11 protein-coding genes are annotated in these 16704 nt (G+C 65.5%); 3 read left to right on the top strand and 8 right to left on the bottom strand.

Annotation, left to right across the window (positions count from 1 at the left end; genetic code table 11):
* Positions 1 to 6: 6 nt before the first annotated feature.
* From sbnB to sbnA, 5 genes are all read right to left on the bottom strand, one after another.
* Positions 7 to 1074: a 2,3-diaminopropionate biosynthesis protein SbnB gene (gene sbnB, locus ARGLB_RS18730; protein ID WP_003805536.1), complete on the bottom strand. Its 1068-nt coding sequence runs from the start codon at positions 1072 to 1074 to the stop codon at positions 7 to 9.
* Positions 1071 to 2078: a TauD/TfdA family dioxygenase gene (locus ARGLB_RS18725; protein WP_003805534.1), complete on the bottom strand. Its 1008-nt coding sequence runs from the start codon at positions 2076 to 2078 to the stop codon at positions 1071 to 1073. Before ARGLB_RS18725 ends, sbnB begins: the two co-directional genes overlap by 4 nt.
* Entirely contained in the window at positions 2078 to 4690 is a 2613-nt protein-coding gene (locus tag ARGLB_RS18720) for a non-ribosomal peptide synthetase (protein WP_003805532.1), read from the bottom strand. The genes ARGLB_RS18725 and ARGLB_RS18720 overlap by 1 nt, the downstream gene beginning before the upstream one ends.
* The gene (locus ARGLB_RS18715; RefSeq protein WP_245531571.1) at positions 4687 to 7677 is read right to left on the bottom strand and encodes a Pls/PosA family non-ribosomal peptide synthetase; all 2991 of its coding nucleotides are present in this window, start codon (positions 7675 to 7677) and stop codon (positions 4687 to 4689) included. The genes ARGLB_RS18720 and ARGLB_RS18715 overlap by 4 nt, the downstream gene beginning before the upstream one ends.
* A gap of 131 nt (positions 7678 to 7808) precedes the next feature.
* Positions 7809 to 8882: a 2,3-diaminopropionate biosynthesis protein SbnA gene (gene sbnA / locus ARGLB_RS18710; RefSeq protein WP_003805528.1), complete on the bottom strand. Its 1074-nt coding sequence runs from the start codon at positions 8880 to 8882 to the stop codon at positions 7809 to 7811.
* Between the two features lie 670 nt (positions 8883 to 9552).
* Here sbnA and ARGLB_RS18705 point away from each other — a divergent pair.
* Positions 9553 to 10419 carry a M20/M25/M40 family metallo-hydrolase gene (locus ARGLB_RS18705; protein WP_139023409.1) on the top strand — a complete coding sequence of 289 codons (867 nt, stop codon included), beginning with the start codon at positions 9553 to 9555 and terminating at the stop codon, positions 10417 to 10419.
* Positions 10420 to 10440: 21 nt separating this feature from the next.
* On the opposite strand, the gene ARGLB_RS18700 is transcribed toward ARGLB_RS18705, so the two are convergent.
* Complete coding sequence (locus ARGLB_RS18700; protein ID WP_175305026.1) at positions 10441 to 11190, bottom strand: 4'-phosphopantetheinyl transferase family protein; 750 nt, start codon at positions 11188 to 11190, stop codon at positions 10441 to 10443.
* A 132-nt stretch (positions 11191 to 11322) separates the two neighbouring features.
* Between ARGLB_RS18700 and ARGLB_RS18695 the strand changes: the two genes are divergently transcribed.
* Entirely contained in the window at positions 11323 to 11823 is a 501-nt protein-coding gene (locus ARGLB_RS18695; RefSeq protein ID WP_003805522.1) for a GNAT family N-acetyltransferase, read from the top strand.
* The gene (locus tag ARGLB_RS18690; RefSeq protein ID WP_003805521.1) at positions 11816 to 13180 is read left to right on the top strand and encodes an alpha/beta fold hydrolase; all 1365 of its coding nucleotides are present in this window, start codon (positions 11816 to 11818) and stop codon (positions 13178 to 13180) included. Before ARGLB_RS18695 ends, ARGLB_RS18690 begins: the two co-directional genes overlap by 8 nt.
* A gap of 125 nt (positions 13181 to 13305) precedes the next feature.
* On the opposite strand, the gene ARGLB_RS18685 is transcribed toward ARGLB_RS18690, so the two are convergent.
* Together ARGLB_RS18685 and uvrB are read right to left on the bottom strand one after the other, a co-directional pair.
* Positions 13306 to 14331, bottom strand: a complete 1026-nt coding sequence (locus ARGLB_RS18685) for a TerC family protein (protein ID WP_003805519.1) — start codon at positions 14329 to 14331, stop codon at positions 13306 to 13308.
* Between the two features lie 229 nt (positions 14332 to 14560).
* On the bottom strand, positions 14561 to 16693 hold the full coding sequence (gene uvrB / locus ARGLB_RS18680) for an excinuclease ABC subunit UvrB (protein WP_003805517.1): 2133 nt from the start codon (positions 16691 to 16693) through the stop codon (positions 14561 to 14563).
* Positions 16694 to 16704: the final 11 nt, after the last annotated feature.

Genomic DNA, 16704 nt, shown 5'->3' with positions numbered 1-16704 from the left:
GCCGGATCAGCCGTACCGACGCAACTCGGAAAAGAAGTCCTCGAGCACCCGGAGCTGGCCGCTGCGGGCGAGTTCGTCGTAGACGTATTTGCCCACTGCCAGGTCGAGCACGCCGAGGCCGAACGGCGAGAACACGATGGGGCGGTCGTCCGACGGCGGGACCTTGCCTTCCATGACGTCGGCCAGGGTGCCGTCCACGAAGTCCCTGTTACCGGTCATCTGCTCCAGGAGATGCGCGGACGTCCCGGCTTTCAGGCAGTGCTCGATGTCGTCGAGGATGTTGGTCGAGGCCAGCAGGATCTCGGGGGCCAGGTCGCGCAGGGACACGTGCAGCACCAGCGGGTTGTGCGCGAACCACGTCGTATCGTGCACGTGCGGCTGGCCCGCCACGGTGGCGAACACGACGAGGTCGCTGCTTCTGATCAGCTGCTCGGGGCCGTCGTGCACGGTCACCCGGGCTCCGGTGCCGCTGCGCTCGAGATAGCCTTTGAAACCCTCCGCGCTCTCACCCGAGAGGTCGAACACCCCGATCTCGTCGAAGGACCAGTCGGTGGCCTTCAGGAAGGTGTGGATGTAGCGGGCAATGAGGCCAGTGCCGAAGAACCCGACCCTTCTTGGACGCCCGCGGCCCCGGCTGAGCCAGTCGGCCGCCGCGGCAGCCGATGCGGCCGTCCTGGAGGCGCTGATAATGGAGCCCTCCATGCAGGCGAAGGGGTAGCCCGTCACCCGGTCGTTGAGGATCAACACTGCTGAGGCGCGCGGAATCCCCGACGACACGTTGTCCGGAAAGCTGGAGACCCACTTAATGCCGTCAACCTCCACCTGTCCGCCGATCGAGGCCGGCAGGGCGATGATGCGCGAGGTGGGCCGGTCCGGGAAACGCAGGAAATAGGACGGCGGGTTCACCGAGTCTCCGGCTGCGTGCACCCGGTAGGTCTGCTCGACCAGCTCGACGACCTGCTTTTCCCGGCCCTGGAGCACCTGCTGCACCTGGGTCCCTGAAATCACCGCGAAGGGCGGAACCGTCTTCGGCTCTGCGGCCGCTGCGGCTGGGGAAGTGGCGAGTTTTGTCATCTGGAACCGTCCTGGGTGTGCGTATCGAGATCGAAAATGTTGCGCGGCTCGGCCATACCGACAAGAATCTCCCGAGGCCCCTCATAGGCCTCGCGGCTGTGCGCCATGCGGACGTTGTCGACCAGCATGAGGTCCCCCGTCTCCCAGGGGGTTCGAAGAGTGTGGGCCTCGTAGACCTCGTTCAGGAGGGCAATGATGTCCTCCTCGATCGGCTCACCGTTGCCGAAGCGGGTGTTGAAGGGTAGCCCGTCGGGACCGTAGACGTCCACGAGGTACTCCCGCACCTCCGGCGCAATCGTCCATTCGCTCAGGAACGCCACCTGGTTGAACCAGCAGCGCTGGCCGGTCACCGGGTGCCGGACCACGGCGGGGCGCCGTTGCCGGGTGCGCAGCTCCCCGTCGCCCTGCCACTCGAACTCGATCTTGTGCGCGCGGCAGTAGTTCTCGACGTCGGCGCGGTCCGAGACACCGAACGCCTCCTCGTAGGTGGCACCGATGTCTTCGTTGTAGCTGCGGGCGAGCAGCCATCCCTCCTTTTCGAACCGCCGGACGATGTCCAGGGGTATGGCATCGAGCACGGCGCGGGCGTCCGCCACACCGGTCACCCCACCGACGCTGGGTGCCTGGAGGCAGGCGAAGAGCATCAGGCCGGGGAACTCGAGCGCGTAGCTGAGCTCGTGGTGCATGCACATGGGCTGGTTCGCCGGCCACGTCAGGGATGAGTACACGCCGTCCAGGTAGGGCTGCCTCGCGGCGAAAGCCTCCCGGTCCGGCATGAGCCCGCCCGGAACCAGCTGCTGGAAGGTAGCGGCCACTTCGGCTGGATCGCGGAGGCCCAGGCCGCGGACCAGGACGGCGCCGTACTCATCCACCGCCGCACGCAGCGCCCCACGGTTCGCTTCGGCCCACCGCGCGGGGTCGTGGCCATCCTCGACGGTGAGGATCGGCGCATGTCCGGCTTGGCGTTCCACGTCGAATTGGATCCTGGGTGTAGGAGATGACATCAGAAGTCCTTTCGTTTCATGGGTAGCTGGTGGGAGTGGCCAACCGGTCCTCCCACCGGGGCCATGGAGGCGGGCTCCGCCGCGGATCCCGCCGCGCGTGGGGCGGACGGAACAGCAGCGCCGGTCAGGGACGAGGCTTCGAGCAGGGCCGCCAGGTCCGCCAGGATGGGCGTCTGCATGATGTCCTTGATCGACAATGCGCGCTTAAGCAGGACGGCGAGCTTCACCGCGGACAGCGACGTGCCGCCCAGTGCAAAGAACGAGTCCTGCCCGCCGATCCGGCCCACCGGCAGGCCGAGCACCGTCGCCCATGCTTCGGCGAGCAGCTGCTCAGTGCCTGAAAGGGGTTCCGTGGCGGCGCCTGCTTCGGGAACGACCTCCCGCGCCATGCGGGTCAAGGCCTTCCGGTCGATTTTTCCGTTGCCGGTCAGGGGCAGGCTCTCCTGCCACCTGTACGCCGACGGAACCATGTAGCCCGGTACCCGCGCGGCCATCTCGTTGCGGATTTCGTCGACCTCGAGCTGGCGGTTACCGGAGTAGAAGGCCATCAGGAACTTGGACTGCCCGGAACCCTCGCCGACGACGACGGCGCCGTCGCGGACTCCGGGAACCCGCAACAGCGCGTTCTCGATGTCGCCGATCTCGATCCGGAACCCGGAGATCTTGACCTGGTTGTCCCGCCGGCCCAGGTATTCCAGCTTGCCGTCCGGGGACCAGCGGCCGTAGTCGCCGGCCCGGTAGAGCCGCGCGCCGTCCACATAGGGATCGGTGGAGTAGGCCTGTGCAGTGCGCTCCGGGTCGTTGATGTAGCCGCGGCCCACGCACACCCCGGAGAAGGCGATCTCGCCCGGCGCTCCCAGCGGCACAAGCCGCTGCCGCTCGTCGAGGATGTGGATCCGGACGTTCGGGATTGGCGGGCCCAGTGGCACGGAGCCGCCCGCGGGCGCTGCACTCATCACTTCGTGGTTTGTGTCGTCGGAGGTTTCCGTTAGCCCGTAGGCGTTGACCAGCTTGACGTTCGGCATCACGTCGAACCAGCGGCGGACCAGCTCACGCTTGAGAGCCTCCCCTGTCGCCGAGACGCAGCGGAGGTGCGGTAAGGGCCGGGGCTTGCCGCCCAGGTACGCCACCACGGCGTCCAGATACGACGGGACGACCTGGAAGACCGCCACCGCGCCCCGTTCCACCGTATCGATGAACCGCTCGACGTCGAGGATGCGGTCCTGCCCGACGATGAGTGTGCGGCCGCCGACGAGCAGCGCCGAGACCAGTTGCCACAGCGAGATGTCGAAGCATTGGGGGGCTGTCTGGGCGACGACGTCCCCGGCGCGGATCCCCAGGTCCTCAATCTTGGCGTACAGGTGGTTCACCATGCCGCCGTGCTCGCACATCGCGCCTTTCGGCTCGCCAGTGGACCCGGAGGTGAAATAGACGTAAGCGAGCTGATCGGGACGAATCTCCAGGCCGAGGTCGCCGGCGGGGTGCCCCTCGGCCTCGATGTCCTCGAACAGAAGCTTCGTCACTGCAGGCATTCCTTCCAGTGCCTCATCGAGGGTGGTGGTGCTGCCGCCTTCGGTGAGCACTGCCCGGGCCCCGGCCCGCGTGAGCGTTCTGGCGATTCGGTCGGCCGGGAAGTGCGGCTCAATCGGCAGGTAGGCGCCTCCGGCCTTGAAGATGCCGATGACGGCGGCCATCCACTCCAGGTCCCGTTCGGCGACGACCGCCACGATGTCCTCCGCCCGCAAACCTCGCGCGAGCAAAGCCCGGGCCAACCGGTTGGCGCGGGCGTTCAGCTCCGCGTACGTCCACTCCCGCGTGTCCTGGACCGCCGCGATGCGCCCGGGATGCTGCCGGACGCGCTCCTCGAACAGCTCGTGGAAACGCCGCTGGGGCCGGGGCCGCACGGCTCCGGCCAGCTGTTCCAGTTGCAGGCGCCGCTCCTCGGGACCGACGAGGTCTGCGTCGCCGGGGTCCGACCCAGGGTCGGCGAGCAGATGGCGGACTGCGCTCAGGTGATAGCCGGCGATCCGGAGGGCTGCGTCCTCGTCGAGGACGTCGCGGCGGTAGCGCAGGCTCAAAGCTTCGCCACCCGCGGCGGCGCGGAGGGACACTCCCAGAACGAGGCCTTCCGCGAGCCCGGAATCCTCGTCAGGGTCGGTGCTGAATACCACCTCGTATGTTCCGGAAGCCGGCGGCCGCCCCGCCTGCGGCCCCCCGGCCCCCTCGGCGCGGGCCCGGACCTGCCGGGTGCGCGCCGATGAGACCAGCGCATGCCATGAACCTACACGCAGATCGAGTTCGCAGGGCCACGTCCCCGAGGCGTCCTTGCAGCCGGTCGTGACCTCTGTTTCGCCGGACAACGCCTGGAGCACCCGTGCATGGGCTGCCAGCCAGACCGAGACGGGAGGCACCTGCAGGCTCTGGGCCAGCGTTTGCACGGCCTGGCGCAGGTCCTCGGGCACAGCCACTTCGATCCGCCCCCGACCCGGCAACCGCTCCTGCGCCCACCTGGGAATCGCCGTCGGCGCGGCACCCGCGGGAGCGGTCCGTTCCTTGTCCGGGCCCGACGGGCGGTCGGCGGTGCGACAGGTCACCGCAGAGGTGGTGGTCATGACAGGGCCCTTTCCAGCGGGAGGGGGGACATGGCGGCAGCCGGGGCCTCTTCGGCCGGGTTGCCGCCCCACACGGTTCCCCGGGGGAGAGTCGTCCCCTTCATCACGAAGGAGTCGGTGGTGACGACGGCACCGTCTTCTGCGGTCACGCCGTAGTGGACAACGCAGCCGACGCCGAGCGTGACGCCGTCCCCAAGGACGGTGCGGCCGGTCTTGAACATTCCGTCCTCCTGGGAATGGCACTGCACCGCGGAGCCGGCGTTCAGTGTGCAGCGGGAGCCGACCGTCACCAGGCCCCGCTCCGGGAACGCGCAGCCGTCGTCGAAGACCCGGGACCCGATCCGCACCCCGAGCAGACGCCAGACCAGCGGTTTGAACGGCGTCCCGTCCAGGATGCCCAGCTGCCTGCTCGGCATCTGCAGCTTCCAGTACCGCTCGTGCCACCAGAAATATGGGTAGTAGATGGAGCAGAGCTGTGGCTGAAGCCGCCCGGAGCGCGTCACGATGTGCTCGATGCCGCTGGGGACAAGCAAGGAAATCAGGAGCACCACGACAAACGACGCGCTCACGGCAAGGAAACCGAACTGGTCAGACAGGTCAAGGGCGGCGAACATGATGATCATGGCCAGCGAGAGGTTGAGCCACCGCACCAGCATCACGAGGGCCATCGTGCGCAGGTTGTGCCTGTTCTTGGCCGCCAAATCCCGCCGGAACTGCGCACGGTGCGTAAGTTCCTCGGGCAGGGCATCGCGCAGGACCGAGCGGGGGATCTCGAACGGCGGGGACCCGAGCAAACCCACGTCATGGCGCACCGGTCCGTCGATGGGGACCGCCACCATGGTCGCGAGCAGGCAGTTGTCCCCGGTCCTTGCCCCGGCCGGGAAGAAAACGCCGTTGCCAAGGAAGTTGTGCGCGCCGATCGCCGCCCGACTGACCTTGAACGACGTCGGCGAGTAGTCGGCGTTCATAAACGACACCGCGTCGGCGATCATCGTGCCGGTGCCGATCGAGGAAAGGAAAGGGTTGTCGTGCTTGAACACCGTGCCCATGTTCGAACCGGTCTGCTGGACCTGCCCCAGGTCGTACCCGATGGCCCGCAGGTAGTTCACAACATACGAGCTGTCGCCGAACAACCCTCCAAGCATGGCATTGTTGCTCAACCTTGTCACCGCCCGCGCCGCCGCGTCACGCAGGCCGAACAGCGGATACACCGTGTCGGGCTTCAGAGCGAGGTTGAGCAGCCGCGGCACAGTCGTTACGAGGACCAACGCCGCGACCGTTCCACCGAAGACAGTCAGGCCGGCGAGGCCAACAGCGTGGGCGTAGAAGGACCAGTCAGCGAACGCCAACGGCTGCGGCTCCAACAGCGCCGCCACGCGCGGAAACGCCAGGACGGCCAGGGCGATGGCTATGGTCAGCATGACCCGGCCCAACCCGAGCGCACTCAAAAACTGAGTGAAGGCGAACCATCCCCGGCGCCAGGGCCGGTAGGGCGTGGCCTCAACCGTGCGGAAGTCCACGTCCGTGCGCCTGCCCGGCGTACCGTGCCAGCGCTCGTCCCGGGGAACGGCCTGGCCAGCGTACAAACTGGACCGGTGGCCCAACTGCGAGCCGTCCCCCATAGCCGTGTTAATGTCCAGGATGCTGCCCTCGCCGACGACCACGTCACGGCCCAGCGTCACCGCGCCCAACTGGATGACGCCGCCGTGGGCCCGGTAGCCGCTTGCGATCACGTCCTTGCGGATCACCGTACCCTCCCCGATCGTGAGCAGGTCGGTGCAGACCGGCAGGCGCTTGGTCAGGATCGTCACGTTGCGGCCCACCTTGGCACCCATGGCCCGCAGATAGAAGGTTGTCAGCGGCGAACCAGCCATCAGCGACAGGGGTGAGGTTCGCATCAGGGTCTTGACCAGCCAGAACCGGAAGTACGACAGGCTCCAGATACGGATCTCCTGCGGCCGGAAGCGCCCGATGATCATCCACTTCGCGGCCACCGGGAGGATACTTAGCAGCACGAACGTCGCCCCCGCGAAGGCGATCGAGCGCAGGTAGATCTCCAACAGGTTCATCCCGTGGCCCAACCAATCGTGGTTACCCGGCCCCGCTTCCGGGAATATCCACAGGTAGCCCACGACCGCGAGCCAGCCAGCAAGGAGGCAATAGCCAAGATAGACGAGAACCTGCAGGGCGCCACAGGCGACGTACTCCCAGGTCCGTGCGTCCATGGGCGCAGGAACCACCGGCACCGAAGCCGCAACCGGCGAGGACTCCGGCAGCCGTTCCTGCTGTGAGGGGACCTGCAGAGCCGCTGCCAGTGCGGAGATATTCGGGTTGCTATAGATCTCCTTCATGGACACCTGGGGCAGGTCCGGCTGTTTGCGTACCCGGGCGCAGAACTTAGCCATGACCAGCGAGTCCGCGCCCAGGTCATGGAAGAAGTCATCGCCCACCGCGACCTGCTCGACGCCGAGCACGCCGGACAGCACCTCCGCCAACCGGTCCTGCACCTGCACCTGTGCGGGCGCCTCTTCCGCCGGTGCCAGGGCCGCGGCCAGCGCCGAGATCGTTGGGTTCTGGTAGATGTCCTTGATGGACACCTGGGGCAGGTCCGGCTGTTTGCGAACGCGGGCGCAGAACTTAGCCATGACCAGCGAGTCCGCGCCCAGGTCCTGGAAGAAATCGGCATCCACTGGCACATGCTCCATGTCCAGCACGCCGGACAGCACCTCTGCCAACCGTTCCTGCACCTGCACCGTCGCCGACGCCTCTTCCGCCGGTGCCAGGGCCGCGGCCAGCGCCGAGATCGTTGGGTTCTGGTAGATGTCCTTGATCGACACGGCAGGCAAGTCCGGCTGCTTGCGCACGCGGGCGCAGAACTGCGCCATGACCAGCGAGTCCGCGCCCAGTTCGTAGAAGAAGTTGGCGTCCACGGGGACGTCGTCCTTCTTCACCACAGATGCGAGAAGATCCGCCAGCCTGCGCTCCAAGGCAACGGCCGTAACCTTGGCCGGAGTGGCTGGTGAGCCGTTCCCGGCCGGAGCCGCGGTTGTCTCAGGAATGGGGGGATTGATGGTAGATGTGGAACGCGGAGCGCCCTGTAGGTTGTCGAGACGCATTTTCACTGCACGTAATTCCCTAGTGCGGCGGTGGCGACGTAATTGCCCACGGGTACGGGTGCTGGGTGCTGTGCTGCCGACACCGGGTCGGACCGTCGGCCCGGAGCCGCTGTCAAATCGGCGGTTGCCAGCGCTTCGGCCCCGAAATGATCGTGCACCCAGTCAGGGTTGTAGACAGTGTCCAGGTAGGGACGGCCCATGTCCGGGGAGATGGCCGCCGCCGTCAGGTCCTGGGCGGCGTGGTCGGCGAGCCAGGACGTGGCGCCGTGGACCACGGTCCCGGTGGAGCCACCGAGCATGAAGCCGGCAGCCGCGAGGCGGTGGCAGGCGCGCACCGTGTCCAGTTCTTCGACCATCACCACGTCATCAATTAAGGACTCGTCGAGCTGCGGCGGCCGCACGCTCATGCCGAGTCCCGGGATCAGGCGGGTGGCCGGCTGGCCGCCGAACGAAACTGATCCTGCGGCGTCGACGGCGACAATCCGGACTTCGGGCCGGTGCTCATGGAAGTACCGCGCGCAACCCATCAAGGTCCCTGTTGTCCCGGCTCCCACGAACAGCACGTCCAGTTCGGGGAACTGATTGGAGATCTCGGGGGCAGTCCAGCGGTAGTGCGCGCCCCAGTTGCCGGGATTGGTGTATTGGTTGAGCCAGATGTACCGCGCGTCGGACGCGCACAGGTCCTGCACGTGGTTGAGCCGGGCTCCGAGGAAGCCGTCGACGGGATCCGGTTCGGTGACCAGGTCCACCTGTGCCCCGAGCGACTCCATGAGTTGCCGGGTTGCCAGATTGCAGCGCGGATCGATAACACACACGAAGCGGTATCCCTTGCTGGCGGCGATCATGCTGAGCGCGACGCCGAGGTTTCCCGAGGAGGACTCCACGAGGATGGAGCCGGGGCCGATCAGCCCCTCCCGCTCGGCGCGCTCAACCATCTCCCGCGCGGGCTTGAGCTTGATAGAGCCGGCAAAATTGAACCCCTCGATCTTCAGATAGAGGCGGCAGCCGAGCACCCCTTCCAGGTCGACGAACAGGCTCTGCTCGTTGAACAGGTGCGGATCCTTGATAATCGGCATGTTCTTACTCGTTCCCCTGCCATGAGCTTGGTCAGGGTTGGGGATGTTCCTGCCATGTTCCTGCCAGCTTGTGTGCGAAGGGTGGCGGACGTCTGCGTCCGGACCAGAATCACTTTTCAAGAAGTGCCGCGCAGAGCGGCACGAAAGGAACACTGCGGTCACCGCTATTTCCCCCAGCAGCAATACCCGGCTTCCCCACCGCTAGTACCCCGGGATAAGCCTTCAAACCTGCTGCTTCGACCCTAGGCAGGTTTCGTGGCCCACCGCAACCACTTCGAGTACCTGCATCCCTACCCAGGTGAGTACTTACTTACTTGCACTCCTCGGGCTTTGTGACGGGCTCTACCTGACTCTTGCCGGAAGCCTTTCGAGGTCTCAAAGCAAGCGGTAGTTTTCAACCATGGACGCGTTCCGCACGAGGCGCCGGCTCCCAAGGAACACAGCAGCAGCCGTTATTGCTGCTCTCGCCCTGCTGTTGCCGGCATGTTCGTCCCCGGCCGCGAGAAACCCGATCCAGCCGCCACCGGCCGTGACCTTGCCGGCGGAGAAATCGCCGCAGTCACCGGCCCAGCCGGACCAGCCGGGGCCCCCGGCAGCGCCGGAAGCTGTCGCCGCCGCACCGAAGGCAAAGGCCAGCCAGGTACATGCCGCGTTCGCCGGCAGGAACCTGATGAAGCACCTCGAGGCACTGCAGAAGGTCGCGGACGGCGCGGGAGGAAACCGTGCTTCCGGCACGTCGGGCTATGAAGCCTCAGCCCGGTACGTGGAGGAACAGCTGCGCGCAGCCGGGTACAAGCCCGTCCGGCAGGTGTTTACCTATCGGGATGACGACGCTGACGTCGAGACTTTCAATATCCTTGCGGATACCGCGGGCGACCCGACCCACACCATCGTGGTGGGCGGGCACTTGGACTCTGTCCGTAGGGGCCCCGGAATCAATGACAACGGCAGCGGTGTGGCCGCCCTCCTCGAAACGGCCCGCTGGATAACCGAAACGGGCATTCAGCCGAAGAACCGGGTGCGTTTCGCTTTCTGGGGCGCCGAAGAGGTGGATCTGCTGGGCTCCAAACACTATGTAGACTCGCTCAGCATCCAGGAAAACACGCAGACCATGCTGAACCTGAACCTGGATATGGTCGCATCGCCCAACGGCGGACGGTTCGTCCACGACGGTGATGGCTCAAGCTTCGGAGTTGTCGGTCCGGCCGGCTCGGACGTAATCGAGCGCACCTTCCTGGACTATTTCGCTCAGAATGGATTGGCGACCGAGCCCACGGAATTTGAAGATGGCGACTCCGACTACGATCCCTTCCTGAAAGCCGGCATCCCCTCGGGCGGTCTGTTCACCGGAGACGAAGACGGGAAGACGGCAGAACAGGTCCAGGAGTTCGGCGGCGTTGAGAACAACGAGCACGATCCGTGCTACCACAGGGCTTGCGACGACATTTCAAACATCGACCGGCAGTTGCTGCACGAGATGGCGGGTGCCTTGGGCTATGTGACGGTTGCCTTCGCGATGCTGCCTCGCCCTGACTGACGGCGGGCCCGGGGCTGCGGTCTAACGCCGAGGCTGCATGACCAATGCCACTACCGCAGTGAAGGAATCCGGCAGCCCCACTGAGCCCGGATTCACGGCCTCGACCAGCCAACGACGGCAGCCGCCATCACGGTCCCCCACCACAGGCACGCCCGGATCCTGCAGAAAGGCCGGCAGCAGCGGAACGGGACCGGCAACGTCCACGAGGCTCGGATCGATGGCCGCCAACCCCCTGCCGAGGGCTTTGAGTACTGCCTCCTTGCGTGTCCACAGGCGTGTCTGGAGGCCGGGCCGGAGCGCCGGCTCCACACTCTCCAGCAGTTCCCGCTCCCGCGCCGAAAGTGCAACTTGTCCGAACCCGTCGAAACCTGCGGCGGTGCTGCCCTCGAGGTCCACACCGACTCCCAGCACCTGTTCGTCGGTTGTCGCGGCCAGGAGGCACCAGTCCCCCGCGCGGCTCAGGCTCGCCAGGACGGTCTGCCCGGAAGGGCCGGCCTGGTACCGGGGCATTCCATGCACATGGTCGTCCCGGGTGCACTCCCGGCAGACGTAGTCGGCCCGCAGTGCTCCGGCCCCGGTCCCAGCCGCCTCGGCAGCGTGGCGACGCAACGCAATGCGCCCGGCCAGGAACCTGTCCCGCTGAATCCCCGAGCCGAATGACGCCGCCCGCTGACGCTCGTTCTCCTCCAACGTGTCGGACTGGCCAAGGTCGACGGCGGACAGATTGACCGCAGCCAGAAGAAGCCGGCTAATATCCGGGTCTGCCGGCATTTGCACACCGTCTCCGGAAGGGTCGCTGCACTGTTGATAGGTCATTGGAATCAACAGCCTATACGCAGCCGGCATCCTGCCGGCATGCCGCTGGCCTGATCCGGCAAGCCCGGACGCAGTAAGCTCGAACCCATGAGTGTAATCCGTCCTGCCACACCCGCCGACGTTCCCGTAATCCTGCAGCTGATCCACGAGCTGGCTGTCTACGAAAAGGAGCCGGAGGCCGTCCGCAACACCCCCGAGATGCTCACCGAGGTGCTCTTCGGCAGCGACCCGCGCGTGTATGCCAATATGGCCGAGAACGAGGACGGCGAGGTGCGTGGCTTCGCACTCTGGTTCCTGAACTACTCAACCTGGGAGGGCGTCCACGGGATCTACCTGGAGGACCTCTACGTCACCCCTGAGGCACGCGGCGAGGGCCACGGGAAGGCCCTTTTGCAGCATCTGGCGGCGACCGCCGTCGAACGTGGCTACGCGCGCGTCGAATGGAGCGTCCTGGACTGGAACGAACCGTCCATCAACTTCTACCGGAAGCTCGGTGCGTTCCCCATGGAGGAATGGTCCACGTTCCGGCTGACCGGAACGGCGCTGGCCGAATTCGGCAGCCGCAGCGAGGCCGGTGTCCATGGCTGAGGCAACGCTGGACACCACTGTGCGCAAGGACCCGTTCCATACAGTCCGTGCCCGGCACAAGTTCCGCGGCATGCGCACGGCGGAACACTACTTCACGCTACCGCTGGACCATTTTGCCGGCCCGGACGGGGAAGATGGGGAAGACGGGGCAGAGACCATCACAGTCTTCGCCCGCGAGTATGTGTCCGCCGAGCACAGCGAGGCCGAGGCGGCTGACCTGCCGTGGATCCTGTACCTGCAGGGCGGCCCCGGCGGGCGGGGCAACCGCTTCGCGTCTCTGGGCGGCTGGAGCAAGGCAGCTGCAAAGGACTTCCGCATTTTGATGCTGGACCAGCGGGGAACCGGGCTGTCCTCCCCCATTGACCGCAACACCCTGCCGCTGCGTGGGGATGCGGCGGCACAAGCGAGGTACCTCGAGCACTTCCGTGCCGACTCGATCGTTGCCGACGCCGAGCTCATCCGCCAGGCTCTCGGTGCCGAGCCGTGGACCGTCTACGGGCAGAGCTACGGCGGCTTCTGCGCGCTGACCTACCTGTCGTTCGCGCCCACCGGCCTCCGCGAGGTGCTGATCACCGGCGGGCTTGCTCCGCTGACCGGGTCCCCCGACCGGGTCTACCGCGAGACCTTTAAGCGGGTGGCAGCCCGCAACGCAGAATACTTCGGCTGGTACCCCGAGGACCGGGAAACCGTAAACCGGGTCACCAATCATCTTCGCAGCACGGCGGAACAACTCCCCGACGGGTCCCCCCTCACCGTGGAAAGGTTCCAGATGGTGGGATCCTTCCTCGGCGGGAACACCCGGGTGGACAACCTGCACAACCTGCTGGAGGACGCCTTCGTGGAGACACCAGAAGGTCCACGGCTCTCAGACCCGTTCCTGGAGCAGGTCCGCGGCCTGGTCTCGCGCGCAGCCAACCCCCTGTACGCGCTAATGCACGAATCCATCTACGGCCAGGGCACGGCCACGGGCTGGGCGGCCTGGCGGATCCTTGAAGAGTTCCCCGAGTTCAGCCCGGACGCTGCCGAGATACTCCTGACCGGCGAGATGGTCTACCCCTGGTACTTCGAGCAGGATCCCGCCCTGAGTCCACTCAAGGATGTGGCGGAACTGCTGGCGGCCAAGGCTGACTGGAAGCCGCTCTACGACACGGCCCAATTGGCCGCCAACATCGTGCCGGCGGCCGCCGCCGTCTACCGCCACGATATTTACGTGGACCACGGGCTCTCCATGGAGACCGCCACCGCTGTCCGCAAGCTGAAGACCTGGGAAACCGGAGAGTTCCACCACGACGGCATCGCCGACGACGGTGAGGCCATCTTCGGTCGCCTGCTCGGCATGGTCCGCGCAGCCCGCTGAGACCAGCGCGAACGCACACTTAAGCCCCGCGGGCAGAGCCTGCCCCACGAACGAAGCCCCAAAAGAAAGCAACCCCGGCCACCAGGTGGCCGGGGTTGCTTTCTGCTGAAACGGATCAGTAAAACCTAGTCGACGTCGCTCAGGCTCTTCCGGGCGTCCTCTTCGAGGCGGGCGTCCAGCTTGGCCTGCTGCGCGCCGGAGGTCACCAGGCTGGCGATCACGGCGATGATGATGGTGCCGATGATGACCGCGAGGGACACATACGTCGGGATTTCCGGGGCCCATTCGATGTGGTGGCCGCCGTTGATGAAGGGCAGTTCGTTGACGTGCATGGCGTGCAGGATCAGCTTCACGCCGATGAAGGCCAGGATGATGGACAGGGCGTGCTTCAGGTAAATGAGGCGGTTCATCAGGCCGCCGAGCAGGAAGTACAGCTGCCGCAGGCCCATCAGGGCGAAGATGTTCGCGGTGAAGACGATGAAGGCGCTCTGCGTCAGACCGAAGATTGCCGGGATGGAGTCGACGGCGAACAGCAGGTCGGTCATGCCGATGGTGATGAAGACGATCACCATCGGGGTGAAGACCTTCTTGCCGTCCACGGTGGTGCGCAGCTTGCCGCCGTCGAACTTCTCGGACATGGGGATGACCTTGCGGAGCTTGCTGATGAGGGCGTTCTCTTTGTCCTCTTCGTCTTCGCCCTCGTCCTGGGCCTGCTTCCAGGCGGTCCACAGCAGGAAGGCTCCGAAGATGTAGAAGACCCAGCTGAACTGCTCGATCACGATGGCGCCCAGCATGATGAAGATGCCGCGCAGAATCAGCGCGATGATGATGCCCACCATCAGGACTTCCTGCTGGTACTTACGAGGCACCGAGAAGCGGGCCATGATGATGATGAAGACAAACAGGTTGTCGATGCTGAGGCTGTACTCAGTCACCCAGCCGGCCACGAACTGGCTGCCGTACTCAGGTCCCGTGAACATGAACATGGCACCGGCGAACACGAGGGCCAGTGCCACGTAGAAGGCCACCCAGAGGCCGGCTTCCTTCATGGAGGGTTCGTGCGGACGGCGCACTACCAGAAGCAGGTCCATAAGGAGGATGATGCCGAGGACGACGAACGAGCCGACCTCGAACCAGACGGGAAGTTCCACAAAAATGCCTTTCGCAGGGTACAAAAAACCGGTGTAAGTCTCTCCGGCGAACCTGTGCACTTGGTGCTGATGTGGCTGCCCGCTACGCCCGGCAGGGCATCTGTGCCCTGCGTGTTGACGTTCGTAGCGCTTGGGATACTCCCCTACGTGACCTCAACTTTACCCTAGAGGCGGCGCCCGGCGCGCCAGATGACGGCGCGCCCCCGTGCCGGCCGCATCTACGCCAGCCTCAGGCGTGACCGGCGGACTGCATCTGGCGCAGTTCCTTCTTGAGTTCGGAAACCTCATCGCGGATCCGCGCAGCCACCTCGAACTGCAGCTCGGCTGCCGCTCCGTGCATCTGCTCGGTCAGTTGCTCGATCAGTCCCACCAGGTCCTCGGCGGGCGCGGCGGCCAGCCCGTCTGCCCGGACGATAGCAGCGCCTTTCTTGGCCCCCTTGCCATCCTTGGCACCGGGCTTGGCCGCCGAGGTAATACCGCGCTTGCCCTTGCCGTAGTCGAAGCTTCCCAACAGCGCATGGGTGTCGGCGTCTTCCTTGGCCAGCTGGTCCGTGATGTCGGCGATCTTCTTCCGCAGCGGCTGCGGATCGATGCCTCTTTCCGTGTTGTACGCCACCTGGATGGCGCGGCGCCGGTTGGTCTCCTCGATGGCGTGGGCCATGGAGTCCGTGATGCGGTCGGCGTACATGTGCACCTGTCCGGAGACGTTACGTGCGGCACGGCCGATGGTCTGGATCAGCGAGGTGGACGACCGCAGGAAGCCTTCCTTGTCAGCGTCCAGAATGCTCACCAGCGAGACCTCTGGCAGGTCCAGGCCTTCCCGGAGCAGGTTGATGCCCACCAGGACGTCGAACGTGCCCATCCGGAGTTCGCGGAGCAGCTCCACGCGCCGCAGGGTGTCCACGTCCGAGTGCAGGTACTCCACCTTCACGCCGTGGCCAAGAAGGTAGTCGGTCAGGTCCTCGGCCATCCGCTTGGTAAGCGTAGTGACAAGGACACGTTCGTCCTTCTCTGTCCGCGTCTTGATTTCGCCGAGCAGGTCATCGATCTGACCCTTGGTGGGCTTGACCACCACCTCGGGGTCGATCAGACCGGTGGGGCGGATGATCTGCTGGACAAAGCCGTCGGCCTTGCCGAGTTCGTACTTGCCGGGCGTGGCGGACAAGTAGACAGTCTGGCCTACGCGCTGGAGGAATTCGTCCCACTTAAGTGGGCGGTTGTCCATGGCGGAGGGCAGCCGGAACCCGAAGTCCACCAGATTTCGCTTCCGGGACATGTCGCCTTCGTACATGGCGCCGATCTGCGGGACGGTGACGTGGGATTCATCGATCACCAGCAGGAAGTCATCAGGGAAATAATCAAGGAGGCAGTGCGGAGCCGTACCGGGGTCACGGCCATCGATGTGTACGGAGTAGTTCTCGATGCCGTTGCAGAAGCCCATTTGCTGCATCATCTCGAGGTCGTAGGTGGTGCGCATCCGCAGCCGCTGGGCTTCGACGAGTTTGTTCTGGCTTTCCAGGACCTTCAGCCGGTCGGCGAGCTCGTCCTCGATCCGCTTGATTGCCCTGGCCATGCGCTCGGGACCGGCGACATAGTGCGAGGCCGGGAAGACGTACATTTCCTCCTCGTCCCGGATCACCTCACCGGTCAGCGGATGCAGCGTGTGGATGTTCTCAATCTCGTCACCAAAGAACTCGATCCGGATGGCCAGTTCCTCGTACATGGGGATGATCTCCACGGTGTCGCCGCGGACACGGAAGGTGCCCCGGTGAAAGTCCATGTCATTGCGCACGTATTGCATGGACACGAATTTCCGCAGGAGGTCGTCGCGGTTCATCTCGTCCCCCTTGCGGAGGGTGACCATCCCGGCGATGTACTCTTCGGGGGTGCCGAGGCCGTAAATGCAGGACACGGTGGCCACCACGATGACGTCGCGGCGGGTCAGCAGGGCGTTGGTGGCTGAGTGGCGCAGGCGCTCCACTTCCTCATTGATGGAGGAGTCCTTCTCGATGAAGGTGTCCGTCTGCGCCACATAGGCCTCGGGCTGGTAGTAGTCGTAGTACGAGACGAAGTATTCCACCGCATTGTTGGGCAGCAGCTCGCGGAACTCGTTGGCCAGCTGCGCCGCGAGGGTCTTGTTCTGGACCATCACCAGCGTGGGCCGCTGCACCTGTTCCACCAGCCACGCCGTCGTGGCGCTCTTGCCGGTGCCCGTGGCGCCCAGCAGAACCACGTCCTTTTCACCGTTCCTGATGCGTTCGGTAAGTTCGGCGATGGCAGCCGGCTGGTCACCGGCCGGCTGGAACTCGCTGATGACCTCGAAGGGGGCAACGACGCGGTTGATCTCCTGCGCAAGACTCATGGGTCTAATCT

Source organism: Arthrobacter globiformis NBRC 12137, assembly GCF_000238915.1.
Lineage (GTDB): Bacteria > Actinomycetota > Actinomycetes > Actinomycetales > Micrococcaceae > Arthrobacter > Arthrobacter globiformis.
Note: the sequence above shows the minus strand (reverse complement) of the source record. Positions and strands in the feature narration are given on the sequence as shown.